Genomic DNA, 23,161 nt, shown 5'->3' with positions numbered 1-23,161 from the left:
AGAAATATTAAATAAATTATTTAATAAAAAAGTAGTTTAAAGCAGGTGCTTATTCTAAAGGGTCAAACTACTTGTTTTTCTTGCCAAAGACAGAGAAATGAACATAACGTTTTGGGTTCAGCTTGATATCTTCGAGAAGTTTTGCTGCATTATCACCTGTTTCTGTTAGGCGATTGTATAGCGTTGAATCGTTTAAGAATAGGCCTAAAGTATTGTCTTTCTGACTTAATCTATCGGTCAGTGAGCTTATATTAGATACAGCGTTGTCGATTTTTGAATAGGTTTGCTGAATGTCTAACTCTGCTAGAGAATCACTAATCTTGACGAAGTTATCACCAATCACGTTCATCTTCGCTGTGAGTTGTGGAATATCATTTTTCATTAGTTTATTAAACTCTCCTGTCGCCAACTCTAGGTTTTGACTGCTTTTTTCAACTGCTATCAATGTATTGTTTAGTGCAGGGTGGCTTAATAATAAGTTGACAGAAGTTAGGATTGAGTCGAGCTTAGGGATTAGCTTTGATACCTCGGGTAGCATTTTACCCATTTCATCGGTCATTCCACTTTTAAGTACTCCGGGGATTGTGTCTCCTACGGCGTAGCTTTCACGAGGATTGTTTGCTAGTAGGATATTCATTTGAACTCCACCCATCAGTTCGGGTACGAGCTCACCACTACTGCCCTTAGGTATTCTTAAATCGGTTTCGAGTTCAACCTCTACAATAACATTGCCCGATTGATTGAAATCGTAGCCTATATCTCGCACTAGCCCGACTTTATAGCCATCGGCAAAGACGGGGCTTGACTTAGCAAGTCCATTTACATTCTTAAAAGAGACGTACATATAACTTGAGGGCTTGAACATGTCGATACCCTTTAAGTAATTGATGCCATATATCAATAGAAACAAAGCGATTACGCCAGCCAAACCTATTTTAACCTCTTTAGTAAAGAACTTCATTCATTAAATTTTAGTGTACGATATTGATTGATTTGTATCAGATGATTATTGTCCAATGAATTTATCCGATGCTACAAATTTAGCATAAAAAGAAGGAAACTACACCATAAACCAAAGTTTTTGCTCTTTAATGCTTTATCATCTTTAAAGCCGTTACATCTTAAAGCCTAAAAAGGACCTAGCCGTTAATACCTTACAACTTACTCGGTACAGGTAAATGAGTAAGTCGTTTTGGGTTTTACAGCTAGGTCCTTATTTTAGTAATAGTAATGTCTACAGGTTGAAATTACATTTTATTCCAGCCTTAAACCAAAATCCAGCTTGTGGGATATTACCCAAGTCAAAATAGGTACGGTTCAAAAGATTATTGGCTTCGGCAAAGACTTGATATTTATGCTCAGTCCACTGCACTTTCAAGTCAACTAAACAAAACGATGGATAGGGCCTCAGCACACCATCGGGTAGTTCTTTATTGCTAAAGTCGGTGTAGTCGCCCATTCGGTCTTGCCAACGGAAAGCCCAATTCATTGTAAGCTTATTGCTAAAGACTTTATGTTGTAGATTGGCGACAAATTTATGCTTTAGGTAGTTGAGTGCATAGTTTGACCTGTAAATCTCTACATGATCTTTCCTTTTTTGATCTATATAGGTGTAGCCGAGTTGTAAATGCTTGATCCATGAATTTCTTCCGTACCAAGCTTCTATGTCAAAGCGCGAGTTGAGTTCAACTCCTCGGTTGTCGAGCTTGAAGTTGGCCGAATGATAAACATCTTGTGCGTTATACATTACCCAATCGATCATGTGTTTGCCTTTATGGTAAAACCCTGTTACCGATGCCGATAGTATGCTGTTATGATACTTTACTCCGATATTATAAGCCTGTGTCTCCTCAGGTTTTAGACCGACATTTCCCTCTTGAGTTGGGCTCTTATAGTAGAGGTCTGTAAAGGTGGGCATGCGAAGTGCTTTATTCCAGGATGCAAATAACTTCCAATTATCAGTCGGTCGATAGGATAGATCCACTCCAGGATAAAACCTGTATTTATGATCTAAAGCGGTGTTCATATTAGCCATTACCCCAAGAGAAGCGGTAAACTTATCCAACAAGATATTATGTTCTAAATAATAACTAATGTTGGTGCGGTTATCTTTGTGGGTATAATAAAGATCTTTTTGTCCTGCAATTTTGACTTCTTGATCTTTGGTTAGTGGTTTTCCCAAATTGGTACTTAATATTCCTTCATTTCTGAATTCAGCACCAAATGCTGTTTTACCAATTAGTGATGAAAAATGCGCATTCAGATTGGCTCCATAAACATCGGTCATATGAAAGTTTTCGCCAGCAAGCTTCCCTTTGATAAGCTGAAAATTGTCGTACGTCCGATTCCAATATACTGTTGGAGCAAAGGTAAACCAACCTTTTGTTTTGGCTTGCACTGAGGTTAGAATCCGTTGGTTCTTTTCGTACTGGTCGTCGTATTTGGCTGAATAAAAAGTGTTAGCTCCATATTTTTGGTTGCTATATCCCAGTTGCCAATTGACATCAACGATATTGGAAACAGCACCTCCCTGATAAAACGCTTTACCTGTTTTGAAATCGCTATTCAGCGTTGCACCATCCGATTGCCTATAACTACCTGAAAGCTGATGTTTGAAATTTTTGTGGACTAGAGCTCCACGGGCTCCTGCGCCAAATAATCCGTAACCACCTGTTATCAGGTCGGCTCCTAACTGATTACTATCAGCGCCCTTGGTGACAATATTAATTGCACCATTAAATGCAGATGTGCCAAAGACACGTGCTGCAGGTCCTTCCAATATCTCAATACGCTCGATGTCGTCCATAGATACGGGAAAATCGGTAGTTAAATGACCAGTTTGTGGGTTGTTGATGTTGACTCCGTTTAGGAGTACCGTGATTTGATCGAATGTGCCCCCTCGGATGGATATGTCGGTTTGGATTCCGAATTCGCCTCGTTGACGGACGTCAATGCTAGCGACATGTTTGAGAAGGTCGTTAATACTTTGTACTGCCGCAGCCTGAATTTCAGGTTTCGAAAGTACAGTTACCATGCGTGCAGACTCTGTTTGTGTCAGAGGCACACGGCTACCTGTTACTTCAATTTCCTCGAGTGTGTAAGTTTGTAGTTCTTTAGAAGTTTCTTGTTGCGCAATTGCTACAGTTGGATTTGCAAAGCTAAGGGTAGCCAGTGTAAGTACTCCAATGTTAACTTCTCTTTTTAAAGAACTAAAAACAGAAAAACTCTTGTTACTGAAGCGTTTCCAGCGAACAGGATTGCTTTTTGTAAACTTGTTTTTTTTCATTTTAGAATTATTTTATAATAAAAAACGCTACAAAACTAAGGTTAATCATCGATATTTGTATACTATTGCTGTAATATAATTAGATAATATGTTGACATTCTTAAAAAACTGGACGCTGCCAGTTGCTATGGTCCTAGGAATCATAGGCTACCCCCTATTTTTAGCGCTAGAATTTACGGTTCCCTACCTGATTTTTTTTATGCTTTTACTTACTTTTTGTAAGGTTCCGATTCAGAACTTACGCATCAGGTTGCATCATTTTATAATGTTAGCGATTCAACTCGGTGGGGGAATGTTGGTGTTTTATCTACTTCGTCCTTATAATATTCTAATAGCAGAGGTTGGAATGGTCTGTTTTATCTGTCCAACAGCTACGGCTGCTGCAGTAATAACCAATAAGCTCGATGGTAATATGAACAGTGTGACAGCATATACCCTACTGAGTAATATTGTGGCAGCTTTTGCTATACCATTACTTTTTACAATGATTCAGGATGTTCCAACACTGAGTTTTACAGAGAGTATGTTAGCCATATTATATAAGGTGTTCCCCATTTTGTTTCTTCCTATTCTTGCTGCTTGGTTTATTAGTAAGCAGCTGCCCAAGGTTCATCATGTACTTGTCAATAAAACTGAGTTTGCATTTTATCTTTGGGCCTTATCGCTGTCAATTGCAATAGCAAAAACGATTCAAGCACTTAAGGACTACGATTTCAGTTGGTTACTTTTGCTAGGTATCTCTCTGATGGCTTTCTTTGTATGCTTTATTCAGTTTTATTTTGGTAAAAAACTAGGTACTCGCTTCAACGAAAAGATAGCTTGTGGACAAGCGCTGGGTCAAAAAAACACTATATTAGCAATTTGGATAGCCTATACTTACCTCAACCCTTTGGTTACCATTGGACCAGGTGTTTATATATTCCTTCAAAACGGTTTTAATGCGTGGCAACTTGCTGTTCATAGAAGACGGAAGGAAAGCAAGTTGGTTTGATTGAAAATAAAAGATTCCGACTATCTTTACATACATAATAAGTTATTGCATTTATGGATCCATACCATATTCTAGATAAATATTACTCGGATAATCCTGAGTTAAAACATGTTTTGATAACACATAGTCAGTCTGTTGCCGACAAAGCTGAAGCTATCGCTTTGACACATCCTGAGCTAGAGGTTGATGTTGAGTTTATTCGCCAAGCAGCTTTACTCCACGATATAGGGATTTTTCTAACTGATGCACCTGGCATACATTGTTATGGGCAGCACCCGTATATCGCTCATGGATATTTAGGTGCAGATATCTTGCGAAGTGAGGGTTTTCCTAGACATGCTTTAGTGTGTGAGCGACACACAGGAACAGGCTTAAGTCTTGATCTGATAAGGGAGCGAAACCTGCCTCTACCCCAGCGAGGTATGAAACCGATTAGTATCGAAGAACAAGTAATATGTTTTGCTGATAAATTCTTTTCGAAATCTCATATCGATCGTGAAAAATCGGTTGATCAAGCTCGTAAAAGTTTATTACGCTTTGGTAACGAGGGTGTTGAGATATTTGATAATTGGTGTAAGCTGTTTTTATAGCTTACAAAAATTGCTTAAAAAAGAAGTTTCACAAAGTTAATTAGATAGGAATATGTACTTTTGCAAATTAAAGTGTAATTTTGTAGGCCAATGAAGCCATTAAAAGCCCATTACTTGATCTTCGCATTTGCACTTCTGTTTCTTTGTTTGCCTTTATTTTTAATGGCTCAAGGTAAAAAGGAGAGTAATGTGAATCCAAATGTTAATGCTAAGGATAAACTCGTTAGTGATACCTTGGTTGCTGATACGACTCAAACAGATTCGTTGTCGGCTGACTCTTTGGCTACACCCAAGAAAAAAGATCCTATCGATGCTCCCGTCATATTTGAGTCGTCCGACTCTATTATTTATGAAATGGGTGGACTGGCCCACCTCTTTGGTAATGGTAAGGTAAATTACGAAAACATAGAACTTGATGCCGATATTATCACGATGAACTTAGACAGTAGTAATGTCTTTGCCCGTGGTGTTGTTGACTCACTAGGAGTACAGGCGAACACTGTCTTTAAAGATGGTGATATGAGTTACGATACGAAAGGTATCCGCTATAACTTTGCAACTCAAAAAGGCTTTATTAATAATATTGTTACTCAGCAAGGAGAGGGTTACGTGACCAGCTACGAGGCTAAGAAAGGAGATGGAGACGAGTTCTTTATGCAAAATGGACGCTACACCACTTGTGACCATCACGATCATCCTCACTTCTATATGCAACTTACACGTGCTAAAGTGCGTCCCAATAAAAACGTAGTGACTGGTCCGGCTTATCTTGTTGTTGAAGATGTGCCTTTGCCCATAGCTGTACCTTTCTTTTTCTTCCCTTTCTCTAGTAGTTATTCGTCTGGTTTTATTCTTCCCTCCTATATGGATGATTATAGCCGAGGCTTTGGTTTGACTGATGGTGGTTACTATTTTGCTATTAGCGATCGAATGGATTTAAAACTAACAGGAGATATCTTCACAAAAGGTACTTGGGCTCTTCGTGCTGAAACGAACTATAATAAAAGATACAGATTTTCGGGCTCTTTTATGGCCGATTATCAAACTACTAAAACTGGTGATAAAGGCCTAGACGATTATATGGTTGCCAAAGACTTTAAGGTTGTTTGGTCGCACCGTCAAGATCCTAAGGCTAGTCCAAACAGTACATTTTCTGCGAGTGTAAACTTTGCAACAAGTAGTTATGAGCGTTCGAATATCAATAACTTATACAACTCTCAGCTACTAACTCAGAATACAAAGACTTCGAGTGTGAGTTACACGCGTTCGTTCCCCGAAAAACGTCTGACTCTATCGAGTACTTTTAATATTGCTCAAACAACGCGTGACTCCTCGGTTGCCATTACGTTACCTGATTTAAACGTTAGTTTAAGTCGTTTATTTCCCTTTAAACGTAAGCAAGCTGTAGGCGAAGAACGTTGGTATGAAAAGATATCATTAAGCTATACGGGTCGTCTGACCAATACCTTGAAGACCAAAGACGATATGATCTTTAAGTCGGACTTCCAAAAAGACTGGATGAATGCAATAAATCACAATATTCCAGTTAGTGCAACTTTTACTCTTTTCAAATACTTAAATATTACACCTTCGTTCAACTATACAGAGCGTTGGTACACCCGTAAGGTTAATAAAGAGTATGACCAAACAACAGGTAGGTTGCTTCCTGTGGATACTGTTTATGGTTTTAATCGTGTTTACAACTACAATGCTAGCTTAGGGTTAAGCACAAAGATGTATGGTCGATATCGTCCTTTATTCATGAAGAAAAAAGAGATTGATATTCGTCACGTTATTACTCCTCAAGTAAGTTTTAGTGCTGCGCCAGACTTTGGTAGCTCTCGTTATGGATATTATGAAACCTATATTGATAATAACGGAAACGAACAATACTATTCTCCTTACGATGGTCAGGCATTTGGTGTTCCCGGAAGAGGGCGTCAAGGAAATATTAGTTTCGACCTTTCGAATAATATCGAGATGAAGTTTAGAGATAAAAACGACTCAATTCGTAAGGTGAGCATCATTGATGAATTGGGTGGTAGCTTGTCTTATAATACTGCGGCTGAGAAGCGCCCTTGGAGTGACCTTTCTTTCCGTATGCGTTTGAAGCTATCTAAGAGTTACACACTAAATATGAACACCTCTTTTGCTACCTATGCATATGAATTTGATGAGCGTGGTAATGTTCGTGTAGGTGATAGAACCGAATGGTCTTATGGTCGTTTCGGTCGATTCCAAGGTTGGGGTACTTCGTTTAGCTATACTTTCGATAATAACAGTTGGAAAAAATGGTTTGGCAAAGATGAGGTTGAAGAGCCTGGCCCTGATGATAATGCTGCCGAAGCAGAAGGAGTAAGTGAAGAAACAGGGCGTAAGAGTGCAATAACGAAGAAGAAAAAAACTAAAGCTGCTGTAGGCCGTGATGGTTACCAAGCATTCAATATGCCTTGGTCGGTTAACGTAAACTACTCTTTCAATATTCGTGAGGATAGACAGGCAAAGATTAATGATAAAACAATGAGGTATCCTTATAGATTTACTCAAAATATCAATGCTTCAGGAAACTTGAGACTAACTAATAAGTGGTCTTTCAATTTCAATACAGGTTATGATTTCGATGCTAAGAAAATTACACAAACTTCTTGTACGATTTCTCGTGACCTACACTGTTTCAATATGTCTGCTAGCTTCTCTCCATTTGGTGTTTGGAAGTATTATAATTTTACTATCCGTGCAAATGCGAGCATGCTACAAGATCTTAAATGGGATCAACGAAGCCAAACTCAAAGTAATATTCAGTGGTACTAATTAGGCTACAGATTTATAAATAAATAAAAAGAGCATATCATCTGATATGCTCTTTTTGTTATATAATATTTGCTCTATTTAGTCTTCTAGTAGATGCTTTAAGAATCCGTCCAACTCATCGTCTAATCCTTTCAGAAGCTCTGAGTTTACAATTAATAAGTCGTCATCAATCAGTAGCAAGTCTTCTACGATCTCAGTATCATCATCAATAAGTAAGAATGAATAGGGTTTGAGTATGTCTAGATGCTCGAATGCATTATCATTTTGTAGTTGTTGCAAAATATTTCTTAGCTGGGTAGCTGAATCGGCATAAAAATCCTCTTCATTAAGGTCAGTCCATTCTTGAATGTTTGCTTTAGCAAGTACCTCATCGTTATCATCTAGGATTGCAAGTGCTCCCGAATCGGTATCAGGTTGTAGGTAGATGTCCGTAACTAAGGGTTGATCAGCCTTTTGTCTGAGTTCTTTGATAGCCTTTTTTATAGATAACTTGATGGCATCGATAGAAGCTACTGATAAATTCATAATAAACTAATTTAATTTTATCCAAAGTTAAAAAACAAAACAATAATATATGCCAATTGAGCAAATTAATATTCAAACTTACTAAGTTGTTGGTTTAATATATTCATAGCCTCTATCCTTTTTTTTAGTGTCGTGTTGTAAGACTGCACATAAGAAAAGATAAGACTTTGTGGTTGCTTTGCATACAAATCCTTAGCAAGATCTAGTGCAATATTACTCCACGCATAAGCTGTGTTAAGCTGATCTTTTAGTTCGTATAAGTAAGCTATATTATTGGCTGCTTTGATTTGGTTAATAGGCTTTTTGTTATTTGTATAGATCAATTCGTTCTGGGCTATGGCTTCATCTAAATTATTTTCCTCAATATTTTTTGCACTTTTAGAGAATAACGGGTAGTCTGTAAACACTACACGTTCCACAGTTTTCCAATGTGGTGCGAAATGTGTGGTCAGTTGTTTCCCTATTATGCTTCCTCCTTCTAGCTCCTTTTGGTTGCTTGTTTCTTGTTCAGCATACTGCGATCCAAGAGCTCTTAAAAGTAGAGCATCGAATAGGTCAATAGTATCCTTGGGTTGATAAAATACACTTTTCTTTGTTTTGGAATTGTATAGCTGGAATATGGGTTGTACTACAATTAATGAATTTGCTATAAACTCATCAGTTTCAACTTGAATATCTAAATCTTTAGGATTTAGAACCCCTAAACTGATAATGAAATCGGGCTTTATGGCCTCTTCCATCTCTTTAAATCTGCTCACATCAATCTTTCCTCCAAGAGGATCCTTCCACTTGCTGTCTGCAATGGTAATTTGATCATAGTAGCCAGTTTGTGCAAGCTCGTCTACGAAGCTACTGAAGATATCAGCTCGCTTTGTATTGGCATATTTTAGTACATTTGAACTTAGAGTTTCGTCTTCGATTGGGGAGTTATTGAGTACTGCAACGTGCTCTATTCGTTCTGGAAATATTATTTTGCCAGGTTCTAAATAGTCAATACTTGTGATCTGTTGACTTGTAGCACATCCCGAAAGGCTCGTGATAAGCAACATCGGGACGATAATGTGGAATAGCGACTTTTTCATAAATCAGTTACCATTTGTATTAAGGGCTAAAATAATTATAATTACTTATTTATATTAACAAAAAGGAGTAATCATTTGTTGATTACTCCTTTCATATTTAATAGTTACTTAACTATGCGTTTTTGCCATGGCATTGCTTGAACTTCTTTCCACTACCACAGGGGCAGGGATCATTTCTACCAATCTTTTGAGGTGCAACATAAGGCTCAGGCTTTTGCTCTTCGCGCGTGTCGCGTTGAGCAGCATTTGACATGCCTGGGTTAGAGAGGTCTTGTTTCTCTTCTCTGTAATTGACCTTTTGTTGTTTTTCGGGAGCAGCTTCTTGAACTTGAGCTGGATCCTGAATTGGCACTTGACCTCTCATCAATACTGAAATTGTTTTATCGTTAATCTTATCGACCATATAATCGAAGAGTTTAACCGATTCAAGTTTGTAAATCAAGAGTGGGTCTTTTTGCTCATAGCTAGCATTACGAACAGATTGTCTTAGTTCATCAAGCTCTCTTAGGTTTTCCATCCAAGCTTCGTCAATGAAGTGAAGTAGAATTGATTTTTCAAAAGCTTCAACTACAGCTTTACATTCTGTGTTATAGGCTTTTTCTAAGCTACAAGAGATGTTGTAGATGCGTTTACCATCGGTAATTGGGATGAGTATATTCTCATACATTGCTGCGTGCGCTTCGTAAACCTGTTTGATTACAGGGTTAGCTATCTTAGCAATAGTTGCAGATTTTTCTTTGAATTTCTCAATGGCTTTTTCAAACGTTTGATCTACTAGCTTATTTACATTGGTAGTGTTGTTATAGTCTTCGGCTGTAAAAGGACAATCCATAGCCAAAACTCTTAACATTTCAAGCTTGCAGTTTTCGTAATCGCCAAGATTATCTTCAACAATAACAGCGCATCTATCCCAAATCATGTTTACAATATCCATACCGATACGTTCACCCATTAGCGCATGTCTACGCTTTGTGTAAATTACAGTACGTTGTTTATTCATAACATCATCATACTCAAGAAGGTATTTACGAGATCCAAAGTGATTCTCTTCTACTTTCTTTTGAGCTTTCTCAATAGAACGTGACAACATCTTGTGCTCAATCATTTCGCCCTCTTTGAAGCCCAATGTATCCATCATTTTGGTTACACGTTCTGGAAGCGATAAACGCATCAAGTTGTCTTCAAGTGAAAGGAAGAATATTGAAGAACCTGGGTCACCTTGACGTCCTGCACGTCCACGTAGCTGTCTATCAACGCGTCGTGACTCGTGGCGTTCGGTACCAATAATAGCTAGACCTCCTAGGTCTTTAACCTCTTGAGAAAGTTTGATATCCGTACCACGACCAGCCATGTTAGTAGCAATAGTTACGGTACCTTTTTGTCCTGCCTGTGCTACAATTTCGGCTTCTCTTTGGTGAAGTTTAGCATTCAAAACATTATGAGGAATATTTCTCATGGTTAGCATTCGGCTAAGCATTTCAGAGATATCAACTGCAGTTGTACCCACAAGAACTGGGCGTCCCTGTTCTACCAATTGCTCAATCTCTTCAATAACAGCTTTGTATTTTTCTCTTTGAGTCTTATAAACTCTATCGTTTTTATCGTGGCGTGAAATACCTCTATTGGTTGGAATCACGACCACATCGAGTTTGTAAATATCCCAAAACTCTCCTGCTTCAGTCTCAGCAGTACCCGTCATACCCGCTAATTTGTGATACATACGGAAATAGTTCTGTAGTGTAACCGATGCGAAAGTTTGTGTTGCTGCTTCAATTTTAACACCTTCTTTGGCTTCGATAGCTTGGTGTAAACCGTCAGAATATCTACGACCTTCCATTACACGACCCAGTTGCTCATCTACAATTTTAACCTTGCCGTCAACAACGATATACTGATCGTCCTTTTCGAACATGGTATAGGCTTTTAAAAGCTGGTTAATTGTATGAACACGTTCAGACTTGATGGCATAATTGTTCATTATTTCATCTTTCTTGATCAGTATTTCTTCTTCAGTAAGACCCTCTAGGCTTTCTAATTCCGAAAGTTCTGCTGCAATGTCTGGAAGAACGAAAAGAGTTGGGTCGTCAGAACCACCAGTAATCAGATCAATTCCTTTATCTGTTAGGTCAACGCTATTTTGTTTTTCGTCTATAACAAAGAATAAGGGGTCTGTAGCCTCGTGCATTCTTTTGTTATTTTGTTCCATAAACATTTCCTCCGTGCGAAGCATTGCTGTTTTGCTACCTGGTTCACTTAAGAACTTAATCAAAGCCTTATTCTTAGGCATTGCTTTATGGCTTCTAAACAAGGCAATATATCCCTCTTCTTGTTCCTTAGAATCGTCCGAAGCTATGAGTTTTTTTGCTTCAGCTAGATAGTTGGTTGCAAGTTTTCTTTGTGCTTCAACAAGACGTTCTACTAGTGGTTTAAGTTGGTCAAAAAGCTGTTCATCGCCTTTTGGTACTGGACCCGAAATAATCAACGGAGTTCTTGCTTCGTCAATAAGTACAGAGTCCACCTCATCGACTATACCGTAGTTGTGTTGTCTTTGTACAAGATCTTGAGGAGTTCGAGCCATGTTATCTCTTAGGTAGTCAAAACCAAACTCATTGTTGGTACCATAAGTAATGTCTGCCATGTAAGCTCTTCGGCGAGCTTCAGAGTTAGGCTGGTGTCTGTCAATACAGTCAATCGAAAGTCCATGGAACATATAAATAGGTCCCATCCATTCGGAGTCACGCTTTGCTAAGTAGTCATTTACCGTTACTACGTGAACACCATTTCCTGTTAGGGCATTTAAGAAAACAGGGAGAGTTGCTACCAAGGTTTTACCCTCACCAGTAGCCATCTCAGCAATCTTACCTTTATGGAGGACAACTCCACCAAAGAGCTGCACATCGTAGTGAACCATGTCCCATACTACGTCATTACCACCAGCTTGCCAGTGATTTTTGAATATTGCTTTATCACCCTGAATGGTTACGAAGTCTTTTTCAGCAGCAAGATTTTTATCAAACTCTGTCGCAGTTACTTCAATCTCTTCGTTTTCTTTAAAACGGCGAGCAGTCTCTTTTACTATAGAGAATGCAACAGGTAAAACCTCGTCTAAAGCTTCTTCGTAGATATCAAGAATCTCTTTATCTAGCTTATCAATTTGAGTGAAAATATGTTCTCTCTTTTCGATAGGAGTGTTTTCAACAGATGCTTTAAGCTCATCAACTTTTGCTTGTTGTTCTTTAGCTTTGTCCTTTATAAAGAGTTGAAGCTCTTTTGTTTTGTTTCTTAAGCCATCGTTGTCAAGCTTTTCGATCTCTGGATAAGCCTCTTTGATTTTTTCTACCCAAGGTTTGATTTCCTTCATGTCTCGAGCAGACTTATTACCAAAAAGCTTACCTAATAAATTAGTAAATCCCATGTATAATTGTTGATTATTTGTTTTGTAATATATTTTGTTGAATCTCAACTTTGTAAGATACAAAGTTAAATGCTGACTGAATAGATTGCCTGTCCAAATTCTCCTTAAAGAAGGTCTTTATTTGAAGGCAGTCTTAGCTTTAGAACCGTTGGGGGCTCTAATGCGAATTGATTTTGCAATAGTAGGAGCTATTGCTTCGGCATTGATTGGGGTATCAATGACTTCAGCTTTAAATGGAGCACCAAGAAAAATTGTAGGTGACATAATAGCTGAATAGTTAACAGTTCTCTGAACCTTATCATTTTCGATAATTTCCCACCCTGGTAATACCTCTATACTTAGGTCACCAGATCTTTTTTTATGATAGCTATTACGCTCAACCTCTTTGTAGGGGTTCCATGAGCCTAAAAGTAGCTCAGTAGAGTAATATACCTCATTGACTCCACTAAACTGTGAGAGAAATTCGGCAGACTTTTCTTGTACTTCAGTTAAGCTTAGTGTTTTCTCTTCGAGAAGTTGGTGATTTAGATAAATTTGAAGATCATAATAACCTTCAACATACTGACCTTCACCATAAGTGGCCATTAAATACATATTTAATAGAGCCGTACATCTATTTAAATAGAACTCTCCAGTTGGAATTTTATGCTCTTTGAGTTGAGATCCCGAGTGTCCTTGAGTATATCCCGTCGAGGTCAGATAAAAAATAGCATTCTTTAATCCTACTTTCTTATCAACAGTATGAAGGAGTTCGGCTATGTTTTTATCTAGACGTAGGTAAGTGTCTTGTAGCTCTAGTGAATAACCCTCGTTGGTGCCAAGCTCATTTCCTGCGTAGAAATTTAATTGTATAAAGTCGGTTATATCATCTTCAGCAACCCCAGAACTTTCAAAAAGTTCTTTTGCCAATATCGTAACCTCGTCATTAATAATAGGGCTGTTAACCACTTTGGAATACATGTTCTGTCCCGAATTGGTTAGACTATGTCTGAAAGCTTTCTTTTTTCCGTTGGATGAAATATTATATTGTTCTGTTTCTAGGCTTGGAGTCCACTCAATGTTATTGAGTCTGTAGTATATGGGGTTTTGTTCGTTATGTTTATTTACCCACCAAGGGAATTCTGAATAATAAGTTGAACCAGCCCATTCTCCTGTTTCTTGGTTAAACCACAATGCTGCATCCGCAGCATGTCCTGCTGATAAAATCGCCATGTCTGCAAATGGAGCAATAGAGTAGACTAAAGCTCTGCCTTGTGTTGACAACTTTAGCTCATCAGTAATTGTTGAGCTTAGTAGGTTTGTTGCAGAAGAACTTAGTGGAGTATTATTACCCATAAAGTTTGGGTCAAAAACGCAAGACCTTGGTTGCATTACCGATAAATCAAGCCACTCATTGCCAATAATCCCATGCACAGATGGTGTTGCACCTGTGTTTAGTGTAGCCGTGGTGTTAGATCGATCCCTGTTTACAAGCGAAAACTCGGTGTCAGTATAGACAAGTCCTTCTCGCCATAACTTTTTGAATCCTTCCTCACTGTATAAATTCCAGTAGGCCTCAATAAGTTCGGTACTCAACTGATCTACGTTTAAGCCCACAATAACTTTAGGCCTGTTCGTTTGCGCCACTTGGGCTTGAAGGCTTGTTATTGCTATTGCAGTTAAAATAGATGTAATGAGTCCTCTCATAATTAGTTTTTTCTCTCAATTAAGATGTATGTTGCAGAACGTAGTAGCAAACATATTGCCAAAGGTACAACGGCAAAATTAAAGTTTTGAGGAATTAGTGGTAAAAACACTAAAAAAAGCGTTAATACCATTCCGTTAACGTAGTGATACCAGATTTTGGTTCGTTTTATCTCTCCGCGAATGATATACGGTGCAAATATAAGATGAAAAGGATGAAATAAAAATAAAATGTAGTTCGGACTTACGGTTGGATGTTCTGAGAAAAAGCTTAGAAAAGCTAATATGCATCCTGCAACTCCATAAATTGGGAAAAGTATAGCATCTATTCCCCAGAATATATTTCCTCGTTGATACTCAATGTAACAAATTATCGCTAAAACTAAAGCCAAAGTTGTGAAAAGTCTTATTGGAGTAATTATATCCCAAATAGAGTCTTTAGCAGTGTCCGTGTCGTCGGGTTGGTATAAGTTTACTATTGGTTTGGTAATTATTCCAGATTCTGAATTGGCTCCGTCAATGGCTTGCATGAGTTCAATAGGTACAAATATTTTTTCTTTTACGCCTACTATCATATCGGCCTTACTTCCTAAACAGAGATCCATACCAAACTCACTCCAAGGGTGCTCTTTGGTGTAACGATGGATTAAATCACGAAAAGAATAGAGGTTCTTGTCTGTTTCGATAAGTTCAATTGAACCTGATTTTATATTGTTTACTTTGTTGAGTGGGCGAGTGGCGCAGTTGTCATATAAAAAGTTGTAGCGATACATTCTATTTTCTGGAAGATAGTTATTTTCCAAGTCATTAACTAGAGTTGTTTTTTCATCAAAAGAGAGATCTAATTCTTGTTCCCAGACCGCTCTGTCACTAGCTATATATTCAGATATAAAATACTCAAATGGATATTTACCTAATAAATAGTCTGTTTGGCCAAGCGAAAACCTCCATATGAAATTCTCACTATTGAAGTCAAATATCCCATAATTATAGGCAATATCATAATTTTGGGCAGGAATTGTGACGCGAATTGCTGTGTGTCCAAATAGAGAATAAATATCTTCTCCTGGAGCACAAGTGATTAAGCTTATGCGTATTGAGTCATGAGCCAACTTGCTGTTTTGGGCTATGGATAGTGCACAACTGAAAAATAAAAAGAGTGTAAAAAAATATTTTTTCATAATTTTAGCTTTCCTTTGGGGCAAAGATAGATTTTAATTTACTCAGACATTGATATTATCTTTAAAATAACTTCACAAGTTTATTTAATCTTGCTTATCTTTGTCAACTATAAATAAAATAAAGTGAATCTGATTATTGACATAGGAAACACAGTGGCGAAAGTTGCTGTATTTAATCTAGAAGGATCAATCATAGATATACAATATTACTCCAATCAATCTCTTGGCTGTATTTGTGAGATATGTAGGAAGTACCCCATTGAGAAAGGCATTGTTGCTTCTGTTATTGACCTCACTGATGAGGTTGTGCAGAAGTTGAAAACATTTACTTTTCCACTCTTGATGTTGGATCATACTACACCATTACCAATCAAAATTGGTTATAAAACTCCCAAAACACTAGGATACGATAGAGTTGCTGCTATTGTGGGTGCATTTACGAGGTTCCCAAATAAAAACATATTAGTTATCGATGCTGGAACTGCTATCACCTATGATTTTATTGATGCTGAGGGTTGTTTTTATGGTGGTAATATATCGCCAGGCATAAAAATGCGTTTCAGCGCTTTACATCATTTTACAGGAAAGTTACCCTTGATTAGTGCTGAAGGTGAAATCACAGACTTAGGACAAACCACTGAAGATGCTATCCGTGCAGGAGTTATGCGTGGGATAGAATTCGAAATGCTTGGTTATGTTCAGGAAATGCAAGCAAAACATGCCGATCTTTTGGTTTTTTTAACGGGTGGTAATGACTTTTCTTTTGATACGAAGTTAAAAAGTAGCATATTTGCAGATAGGTTTCTTGTAATTAAAGGATTAAACAGAATATTAAACTATTATAAATGGGACGAATAAACAAAATTGTATGTGTTATTGTGCTCACTCTCATCTCGGGAGTCACTATAGCTCAAAATAACACAAACTCTCCCTATACGCGCTATGGATTAGGCCAGCTAGCTGATCAGAGTTTTAGTAAAAGTAAAGCGATGGGTGGTGTGGCATATGGACTGCGTGATAATTCTCAAATAAATCCGCTTAACCCTGCATCTTATACTGCTATGGATTCATTAACCTTTCTTTTTGAAGGGGGAATTAGTCTTCAAAATGGTAACTATAACGATGGTACCAATAAAGTGAATGCAAAAAACTCTAGTCTTGACTATTTAGCTCTTCAGTTTCGTTTGAAAAAGTGGATGGCTGTTAGTGCTGGAGTAATGCCAATAAGTAATGTTGGTTATAATATGGTTGAGGTTAATAGAACTGAAAATGCTGAAGCTATACATCAAATAACCCGTATGGGTGATGGTGGGTTGCATCAATTCTATGCAGGTATTGGTTTTCGTCCATTAAAAGATCTTTCGTTAGGTGTTAATGTGTCTTATATTTGGGGTACAGTAAATCATAATACTACGATTTATTTTCCTAATGCAATCTTAGCATCTGATAGAAATAAAACAAGGAATAAAAGCACTTCTTTCAAAGGCGCAAAACTTGACTTCGGTGTACAATACTCGTATCCTTTGAGTACAAATCAGAAATTAACTTTTGGTGCAGTGTTCTCACCCAAAATGAAACTAAGCAATGAAATCGAAACTGTATCTAAACAAAACGTTTTGGTAGTTCAACATTACTCCTCAGAGTATGATTTGCCTACAAGTTTTGGGTTTGGTTTTGCTTATAATTGGAAGAATAAGCTAACTGTTGCCGCTGACTACAGTCAACAAAACTGGAGTGATGCAAAACAGGAGGGTGAAACTGGTACTCTAGAAGATTACCGAAAAATAGCCTTAGGTGCAGAATACGTACCAAATGAAATATCTCGTAATTACCTCCAGACGATTAAATACCGTATCGGTATGTATTATTCTGATCCATATTACAAGATAGATAACGTTAGAGCAGCTCGAGAATATGGATTTAGTGCAGGTCTTGGGCTATCTCTTCCAAAGATTAAATCTCTAATAAATATCTCTGCTCAATATATAAGAGTTAATAATAGAAGTGCTCATTTCTTGAAAGAAAACTATTTTCGCATTAACTTAGGGCTTATCTTTAACGAGCGTTGGTTTGTAAAGCGCAAAATTTAAATTAGTAAAAATCGTAATATACATAACTTAAGAAGATGAAGATTAAAAAACTATTAGCTGTTGGATTACTGTTGTTGGGTACTTCTGCGGTATCTGCTCAGGTAGATGAAAACTGTCTATCGAACAGTAGTATCTCTCATGAGTCTGTTAAAGCAGGAAATTTTAAAGATGCTTATGCTCCTTGGAAAGAGGTAATTAAGGATTGTCCGTTACTTCGTTATTATACTTTTACAGACGGATTTAAAATTTTGACATCATTCCTGGATGCAAACGAAAAGGGATCTGCTGAGTACGACCAATATTTTATTGAGTTGATGGATTTGCATGATAAACGTATTGAATTTATCCCTCAATTTAATGCAAATGGCGTAACAAATATTCCTACACCAGCTGGTGCTTTAGGGTTAAAGCTTATCGATTATTTAGCTTATGCACCAACACCTGATGTGAATCAAGCTTATGCTTGGGCTAAGGAATCGATTGAAGCAGAGAGAGAAAATTCTCAACCTGCAGTTTTCTTTTACTTTGTGAATATGTCTGAAACAAAGCTCCAACAAGACCCTTCATTAAAAGAGACCTTTATAAATGACTATCTGTTGGCTAGTCAGCTAGCCGATGAGGCTTTAGCTGTTGCTAAAGATAATCATAAGCCAGTTTATCAAGGTGTTAAAGATAACTTGACAGCATTGTTTATCAATAGTGGTGCTGCTGACTGTGAATCTTTACAAAATATTTATGGTCCTAAGGTTGAAGAGAATAAAGATAATCTTGAATACTTGAAGAAAGTACTTGAAATATTGAAGAATATGAGATGTACTGATCAAGAAGCTTATGCTCAAGCAGCTTTTTATTCATACCAAATTGAGCCAACAGCTGAAGCTGCGGTAGGCTGTGGACTTAGAGCTTATAAAAAAGGAGATATCAATGAAGCAATCAAATTCTTTGATGAGTCGATAGAATTAGAGGCTGATGCTACTAAAAAAGCTGAAAAGGCTTATGCATCTGCTACTGTACTCTTCTCTGCAAAACGTCTAAGTCAGTCAAGATCCTATGCACTTAAAGCTCTTAGCTATGATGCAAATTATGGTAATGCTTATATCTTGATAGCAAAACTTTATGCATCTAGTCCTAACTGGAGTGATGATCCTATTTTGAATAAATGTACTTACTTCTTAATTGTAGATAAGCTCCAGCGTGCAAAATCGGTTGATTCAAGTGTTTCTTCAGAGGCTAACGAACTAATCAGATTATACTCACAATATACACCTTCAGCACAAGATTTATTTATGCTAGGTTATAAAAAAGGTGATTCAATTACTATCGGTGGTTGGATTGGTGAGTCAACAACAATAAGATAGGGATATGTTTTTTAACAAAAACTGTTCTATAAATAAATTTATTAAAAGCATTACAGTAGCTCTAGGAGTTACTGTAATGCTTTTTTTTATGGCATTACCAACATCTTGCTCTGGTAAAAAAGAGAAATTTGATACCATAGTCACCTCTCGTGATTCATTAGCTTTAATGGATACTAAGGGGATGACCTCACTGGTTTCTGACTCTGGATATATTCGTTATCGAATTATTGCAGATGAGTGGTTGATTTTTGATAAAATGGTGCCACCTTTTTGGTCTTTTGAGAAGGGTGTTTATGTCGAACGCTTTGATACATTGATGCAAGTCGATGCCCATATTGAAGCAGACACGGCTTATTATTTCGATAAACAACGCCTTTGGGAACTTCGAAGTAATGTAAAAATAGTCAACCTAGAGGGTGTGACTTTTACTACAGATTTGCTATATTGGAACCAAGTTACTGAAAAAATATATTCAGATGCTTTCATAACCATTGTTGATGATGATAATACGCTCTATGGTTATGGTTTTGACTCTGATCAAACCCTTCAAAATTATGTGATTCGTAAACCAAGAGGGGTAGGATATATTGAAATGAATAATCAAGAAAAACGTACAGACTCAATACAATAATGTTGCTAACAATATTCTTACTAATTTTAACTATGCTTTTTTCTGCATTCTTTTCGGGTGTGGAAATAGCTTTTGTATCTGTTGATAAGCTTCGGTTTGAAATGGAAAGAGGCTTAGGTATAAACTCAAAAATCCTTTCTGTCTTTTTTAAGCACCCTAATAACTTTATTTCGACGATGCTTGTTGGCAATAATATTGCACTAGTTATTTATGGTATATTGATGGCTGTGGTACTAGATCAGCTCTTTCTTGATGCGCTTGTACCTAATCAGTTTTTGAAAATGTTGATTCAAACGGTTGTGTCGACTTTTATTATTCTATTTACTGGTGAATTTATTCCTAAGACTCTATTTAAGATTAATCCAAATCTAGTTCTTCGAATCTTAGCCTTTCCTGTTTTTGTTTGTTACGTGATTTTATATCCTATTTCGTTATTAGCTTCTTTTTTATCGTATGTTTTACTTCGACTCTTAGGTGTTAAGGTGAATAGTGAAGTTTCTAAACGCGCATTTACTAAGGTGGATTTAGATTATTTCGTTCAAACTGGGATTGAGCATTCTGAGAGTAAAGAAGCTATTGAAAATGAAGTTCAGATATTCCAAAACGCTTTGGATTTCTCTGATATTAAGATTCGGGACTGTATTGTTCCTCGTACGGAGGTTCGTGCTCTTGATGTTATTGCTACTCGCGAAGAGTTGATGAATATGTTTATTGAAACAGGTTTGTCAAAGATTATAATTTATCGTGATACGATTGATAAGGTTGTTGGTTATATCCATTCATCCGAAATGTTTCGTTCTAAAGATGATTGGCAATCGCGTATTCAAGAAGCTCCTATTGTGCCCGATACAATGTCGGCTCATAAGCTTATGAAAATATTCATGTCTCAAAAGAAAACTATCGCAGTTGTTGTTGATGAATTCGGTGGTACTGCAGGTATTGTTTCGTTGGAAGATCTAGTTGAGGAAATATTTGGAGATATTGAGGATGAACATGATATACTTTCATTGGTTAGTAAAAAGATTAATGATAAAGAGTATATATTATCTTCTCGTTTGGAGATTGAGAAGGTAAATGAGAAATATGATCTTGAGCTACCTGAGTCTGATGAATATCTCACTATTGGAGGGTTGATTCTTCACTTCTATCAGAGTTTTCCCAAGCTAAATGAAGTGATCGTTATTGACCAATATCACTTTAAAATATTAAAAGTATCTACTAATAAAATAGAACTTGTACGCTTAAATATAATAGAATAAGCATTTTGTTGAAATATTTATTCTATATAACTTAGTAGCGTGTGTGGTTTTTTGTATCTTCGTGCGCTTATATAACAAGACTAATAAAAAATAAAAATAGTATAAAATTAAAATGGCAACACTACAGAAAATTAGATCGAAAGGCCCTTTATTGGTCGGTGTGATCGCTTTAGCACTTTTTGCATTCATTGCAGGTGATGCATTAAGAGTATTCCAACCTACTCAGCCTCATGACGTGGGATCTGTTGATGGTAATTCTTTATCAATTGCAGAGTATCAAAGGTTAGTTGATGAGTATTCAAACATTCAAAAAAGCTTCTCTGGTAGAAATACATTAACTGAAATGGAAACAAACCAAATCAAAGATATGGTTTGGAATACTTTTGTTGATAATCAATTAATTGCTATTGAAGCTGAAAAGTTAGGTATAACCGTAACTGAAGCCGAACTTAATTATGTCTTAGATCAAGGTGTAAATCCTTCTTTTCGTCTTGTACCGATGTTTTTAAACGAACAAACCGGCAGATTTGATAAGGATAAGCTGTTTATGTTTTTAGCTGAGTATGCTAAACTAACTAAAACTCCTGGTATGGATCAAGGCTACCTTGAGCAAATGTACCAAGTACACACTATGTGGGCTTTCGTTGAAAAATCATTAATCCAAGAGCGTCTAAATGAAAAATATACAGACCTCGTAATAGCTGGTTTCAACACAAATAAAGTTGAAGCACAATTTGTGTTTGATGGTCGTGTAAATTCAGCAAATCTTTCAACAGCAGTTTTCCCTTTTGCTAGCATTACTGATGATAAAGTGTCTGTTACAGATGCCGATATTCAAAAAGAGTACGATGCAAAGAAAGAGATGTTCAAGCAAAATACTGAGTCTCGTTCTATTAAATACATTGATGTTAAAATCACTCCTAGTGCAGCAGATGTTGAGGCATTAGAAACTGAAGTTGCTGAATCTGCAGAATTACTTCGTAATGCTACCGATAACTATGCATCTATTGTAAATAATACTTCTGGTTCAAATATTCCATACAACGATCTTTACTTAAGCTTAAACTTATATCCTCAAGATGTAATTGCTCGTGTTAAAGGTGGTCAAGTAGGTGAAACATTTGGTCCTTATACAAATGCTCTTGATGCAACAATCAATGCTGTTAAAATCGTAGGTGTTAAAAATCTACCTGATTCAGTACAGTTTAGAATGTTACAACTTCAAGGTATTGAAGCTGAAGCATTGGCTAAGAAAACGGATAGTATTGTTAATGTTTTGGCTAACGGTGGCAGTTTTGCTCGTATTGCTGAAGAAGAACAACAACCAGGTGAGGCATTTTGGATTTCGGAAAGTACTGTTGCTAATCAGGAACAATTTTCTTTATACACTACTCTTACTGAAATGAAGCTAAATGAAGTGAAGACTTTGCCAACTCCTGTGGGCAATATCATTATTCAATTAGTTAATCGTAAGAACTTCTCTGATAAATATAAGTTAGCTGTTGTTAAACGTGATATGGAGATCAGTAGTGAAACAGCTAATAATGCATATAACAAGTTCAGCCAATTCGTTGCCGAGAATAGCTCTTTAGACAAAATGGTTGCAGCAGCAGAAGATGAAGGTTACCATGTATTAAGCCAAGAAATAACTACAACAGACCATACAATTGGCAATGTGCCTTCAACCAAAGAAGCTCTTCGTTGGTCATTTGATGCTAAAGTAGGTAGTATTTCAAATATTTACGAATGTGGTGATGGTGATCATCTTATGGTTGTCGGTTTAACCGATATTATACCAGCAGGTTATAGACCGCTTAAATTTGTTGCCAGCGACTTGAGAAATATTGTTTTAAACAATAAAAAAGCTGACTATATCAAAGCTGAGATTGCTAAAGCAAACCCTAGTTCTGTTGCTGATGCTGCAAAACTTGATGATGCGGTACTTGATACTATTAAACATGTTACATTTAATTCTCCAGCATTCCTTGCCGCAACTAATAGTAGTGAGCCCGTGATTAGTGGTTATGCTTCTGTAGCTAAAGAGGGTGTGTTAAGTAATCCTGCGCTTAGAGGAAACTCTGCAGTAGTTCTTGCTGATGTAGTTAGTCGTGAAAAGTCTTCAGAAGAATATAATGAAGCTTCTGAGCGTTCTACAATCCAAAGTGAGTATTCTTATTTTGCGAATAGAAGAACTATACTTTCTGACTTGATTAAAAAAGCTAAAATCGTAGATGTACGTTATTTGTACTTCTAAATAGT

General features: G+C 36.9%; 16 protein-coding genes. 9 read left to right on the top strand and 7 right to left on the bottom strand.

All coding sequences use genetic code 11. The features are described 5' to 3' along the window. Positions 1–67: 67 nt before the first annotated feature. Positions 68–961 carry an MlaD family protein gene (locus B091_RS0103560; protein WP_018108633.1) on the bottom strand — a complete coding sequence of 298 codons (894 nt, stop codon included), beginning with the start codon at positions 959–961 and terminating at the stop codon, positions 68–70. A 273-nt stretch (positions 962–1,234) separates the two neighbouring features. Continuing rightward, complete coding sequence (locus B091_RS0103555; protein WP_018108632.1) at positions 1,235–3,286, bottom strand: TonB-dependent receptor plug domain-containing protein; 2,052 nt, start codon at positions 3,284–3,286, stop codon at positions 1,235–1,237. Positions 3,287–3,374: 88 nt separating this feature from the next. Between B091_RS0103555 and B091_RS0103550 the strand changes: the two genes are divergently transcribed. The 3 genes from B091_RS0103550 to B091_RS0103540 all read left to right on the top strand — a co-directional run bounded on the left by B091_RS0103550 (position 3,375) and on the right by B091_RS0103540 (position 7,678). After that, positions 3,375–4,277: a transporter gene (locus B091_RS0103550; protein ID WP_018108631.1), complete on the top strand. Its 903-nt coding sequence runs from the start codon at positions 3,375–3,377 to the stop codon at positions 4,275–4,277. A gap of 53 nt (positions 4,278–4,330) precedes the next feature. Continuing rightward, complete coding sequence (locus B091_RS0103545) at positions 4,331–4,867, top strand: HD domain-containing protein (protein ID WP_018108630.1); 537 nt, start codon at positions 4,331–4,333, stop codon at positions 4,865–4,867. Between the two features lie 90 nt (positions 4,868–4,957). Then, positions 4,958–7,678: a putative LPS assembly protein LptD gene (locus B091_RS0103540; protein ID WP_025069512.1), complete on the top strand. Its 2,721-nt coding sequence runs from the start codon at positions 4,958–4,960 to the stop codon at positions 7,676–7,678. A gap of 78 nt (positions 7,679–7,756) precedes the next feature. Here B091_RS0103540 and B091_RS0103535 read toward each other — a convergent pair whose 3' ends face one another. The 5 genes from B091_RS0103535 to B091_RS0103515 form a co-directional block, all read right to left on the bottom strand. Beyond that, positions 7,757–8,203 (bottom strand): hypothetical protein, encoded by a 447-nt coding sequence (locus B091_RS0103535; RefSeq protein WP_018108628.1) that lies wholly within the window; start codon positions 8,201–8,203, stop codon positions 7,757–7,759. Between the two features lie 65 nt (positions 8,204–8,268). Then, positions 8,269–9,285, bottom strand: coding sequence for a DUF6340 family protein (locus B091_RS0103530; RefSeq protein ID WP_155888245.1), 1,017 nt, complete (start codon positions 9,283–9,285; stop codon positions 8,269–8,271). Between the two features lie 112 nt (positions 9,286–9,397). Beyond that, positions 9,398–12,700, bottom strand: a complete 3,303-nt coding sequence (gene secA / locus B091_RS0103525; protein ID WP_018108626.1) for a preprotein translocase subunit SecA — start codon at positions 12,698–12,700, stop codon at positions 9,398–9,400. A 117-nt stretch (positions 12,701–12,817) separates the two neighbouring features. Next, the gene (locus B091_RS0103520; RefSeq protein WP_018108625.1) at positions 12,818–14,386 is read right to left on the bottom strand and encodes an alkaline phosphatase family protein; all 1,569 of its coding nucleotides are present in this window, start codon (positions 14,384–14,386) and stop codon (positions 12,818–12,820) included. Between the two features lie 2 nt (positions 14,387–14,388). After that, complete coding sequence (locus B091_RS0103515) at positions 14,389–15,564, bottom strand: Lnb N-terminal periplasmic domain-containing protein (protein WP_018108624.1); 1,176 nt, start codon at positions 15,562–15,564, stop codon at positions 14,389–14,391. A gap of 123 nt (positions 15,565–15,687) precedes the next feature. Here B091_RS0103515 and B091_RS0103510 point away from each other — a divergent pair, with 123 nt between their 5' ends. From B091_RS0103510 to B091_RS0103485, 6 genes are all read left to right on the top strand, one after another. Then, on the top strand, positions 15,688–16,422 hold the full coding sequence (locus B091_RS0103510; protein ID WP_018108623.1) for a type III pantothenate kinase: 735 nt from the start codon (positions 15,688–15,690) through the stop codon (positions 16,420–16,422). Next, a complete protein-coding gene (bamG, locus tag B091_RS0103505) occupies positions 16,410–17,654 on the top strand; it encodes a BamG family beta-barrel-assembly machinery protein (RefSeq protein ID WP_018108622.1) in 1,245 nt (414 codons plus the stop codon). Before B091_RS0103510 ends, bamG begins: the two co-directional genes overlap by 13 nt. A gap of 35 nt (positions 17,655–17,689) precedes the next feature. Then, the gene (locus B091_RS0103500; RefSeq protein ID WP_018108621.1) at positions 17,690–19,012 is read left to right on the top strand and encodes a tetratricopeptide repeat protein; all 1,323 of its coding nucleotides are present in this window, start codon (positions 17,690–17,692) and stop codon (positions 19,010–19,012) included. Positions 19,013–19,016: 4 nt separating this feature from the next. Beyond that, entirely contained in the window at positions 19,017–19,643 is a 627-nt protein-coding gene (lptC, locus tag B091_RS0103495) for an LPS export ABC transporter periplasmic protein LptC (RefSeq protein ID WP_018108620.1), read from the top strand. Between the two features lie 2 nt (positions 19,644–19,645). Beyond that, positions 19,646–20,902: a hemolysin family protein gene (locus B091_RS0103490; protein WP_025069513.1), complete on the top strand. Its 1,257-nt coding sequence runs from the start codon at positions 19,646–19,648 to the stop codon at positions 20,900–20,902. A gap of 112 nt (positions 20,903–21,014) precedes the next feature. Then, positions 21,015–23,156, top strand: a complete 2,142-nt coding sequence (locus tag B091_RS0103485; RefSeq protein WP_018108618.1) for a peptidylprolyl isomerase — start codon at positions 21,015–21,017, stop codon at positions 23,154–23,156. Positions 23,157–23,161: the final 5 nt, after the last annotated feature.

It is taken from the genome of Bacteroides propionicifaciens DSM 19291 = JCM 14649, from assembly GCF_000375405.1.
Classification (GTDB): Bacteria; Bacteroidota; Bacteroidia; order Bacteroidales; family Bacteroidaceae; genus Bacteroides_E; species Bacteroides_E propionicifaciens.
This window is presented reverse-complemented; position numbering and strand designations above follow the sequence as displayed.

Excerpts from the sequence above, each read along its gene's own strand:
- B091_RS0103560 (WP_018108633.1), bottom strand. The coding sequence starts at position 961 with ATGAAGTTCTTTACTAAAGAGGTTAAAATAGGTTTGGCTGGCGTAATC.
- B091_RS0103555 (WP_018108632.1), bottom strand. The coding sequence starts at position 3,286 with ATGAAAAAAAACAAGTTTACAAAAAGCAATCCTGTTCGCTGGAAACGC.
- B091_RS0103550 (WP_018108631.1), top strand. The coding sequence starts at position 3,375 with ATGTTGACATTCTTAAAAAACTGGACGCTGCCAGTTGCTATGGTCCTA.
- B091_RS0103545 (WP_018108630.1), top strand. The coding sequence starts at position 4,331 with ATGGATCCATACCATATTCTAGATAAATATTACTCGGATAATCCTGAG.
- B091_RS0103540 (WP_025069512.1), top strand. The coding sequence starts at position 4,958 with ATGAAGCCATTAAAAGCCCATTACTTGATCTTCGCATTTGCACTTCTG.
- B091_RS0103535 (WP_018108628.1), bottom strand. The coding sequence starts at position 8,203 with ATGAATTTATCAGTAGCTTCTATCGATGCCATCAAGTTATCTATAAAA.
- B091_RS0103530 (WP_155888245.1), bottom strand. The coding sequence starts at position 9,285 with ATGAAAAAGTCGCTATTCCACATTATCGTCCCGATGTTGCTTATCACG.
- secA (WP_018108626.1), bottom strand. The coding sequence starts at position 12,700 with ATGGGATTTACTAATTTATTAGGTAAGCTTTTTGGTAATAAGTCTGCT.
- B091_RS0103520 (WP_018108625.1), bottom strand. The coding sequence starts at position 14,386 with ATGAGAGGACTCATTACATCTATTTTAACTGCAATAGCAATAACAAGC.
- B091_RS0103515 (WP_018108624.1), bottom strand. The coding sequence starts at position 15,564 with ATGAAAAAATATTTTTTTACACTCTTTTTATTTTTCAGTTGTGCACTA.
- bamG (WP_018108622.1), top strand. The coding sequence starts at position 16,410 with ATGGGACGAATAAACAAAATTGTATGTGTTATTGTGCTCACTCTCATC.
- B091_RS0103500 (WP_018108621.1), top strand. The coding sequence starts at position 17,690 with ATGAAGATTAAAAAACTATTAGCTGTTGGATTACTGTTGTTGGGTACT.
- lptC (WP_018108620.1), top strand. The coding sequence starts at position 19,017 with ATGTTTTTTAACAAAAACTGTTCTATAAATAAATTTATTAAAAGCATT.
- B091_RS0103485 (WP_018108618.1), top strand. The coding sequence starts at position 21,015 with ATGGCAACACTACAGAAAATTAGATCGAAAGGCCCTTTATTGGTCGGT.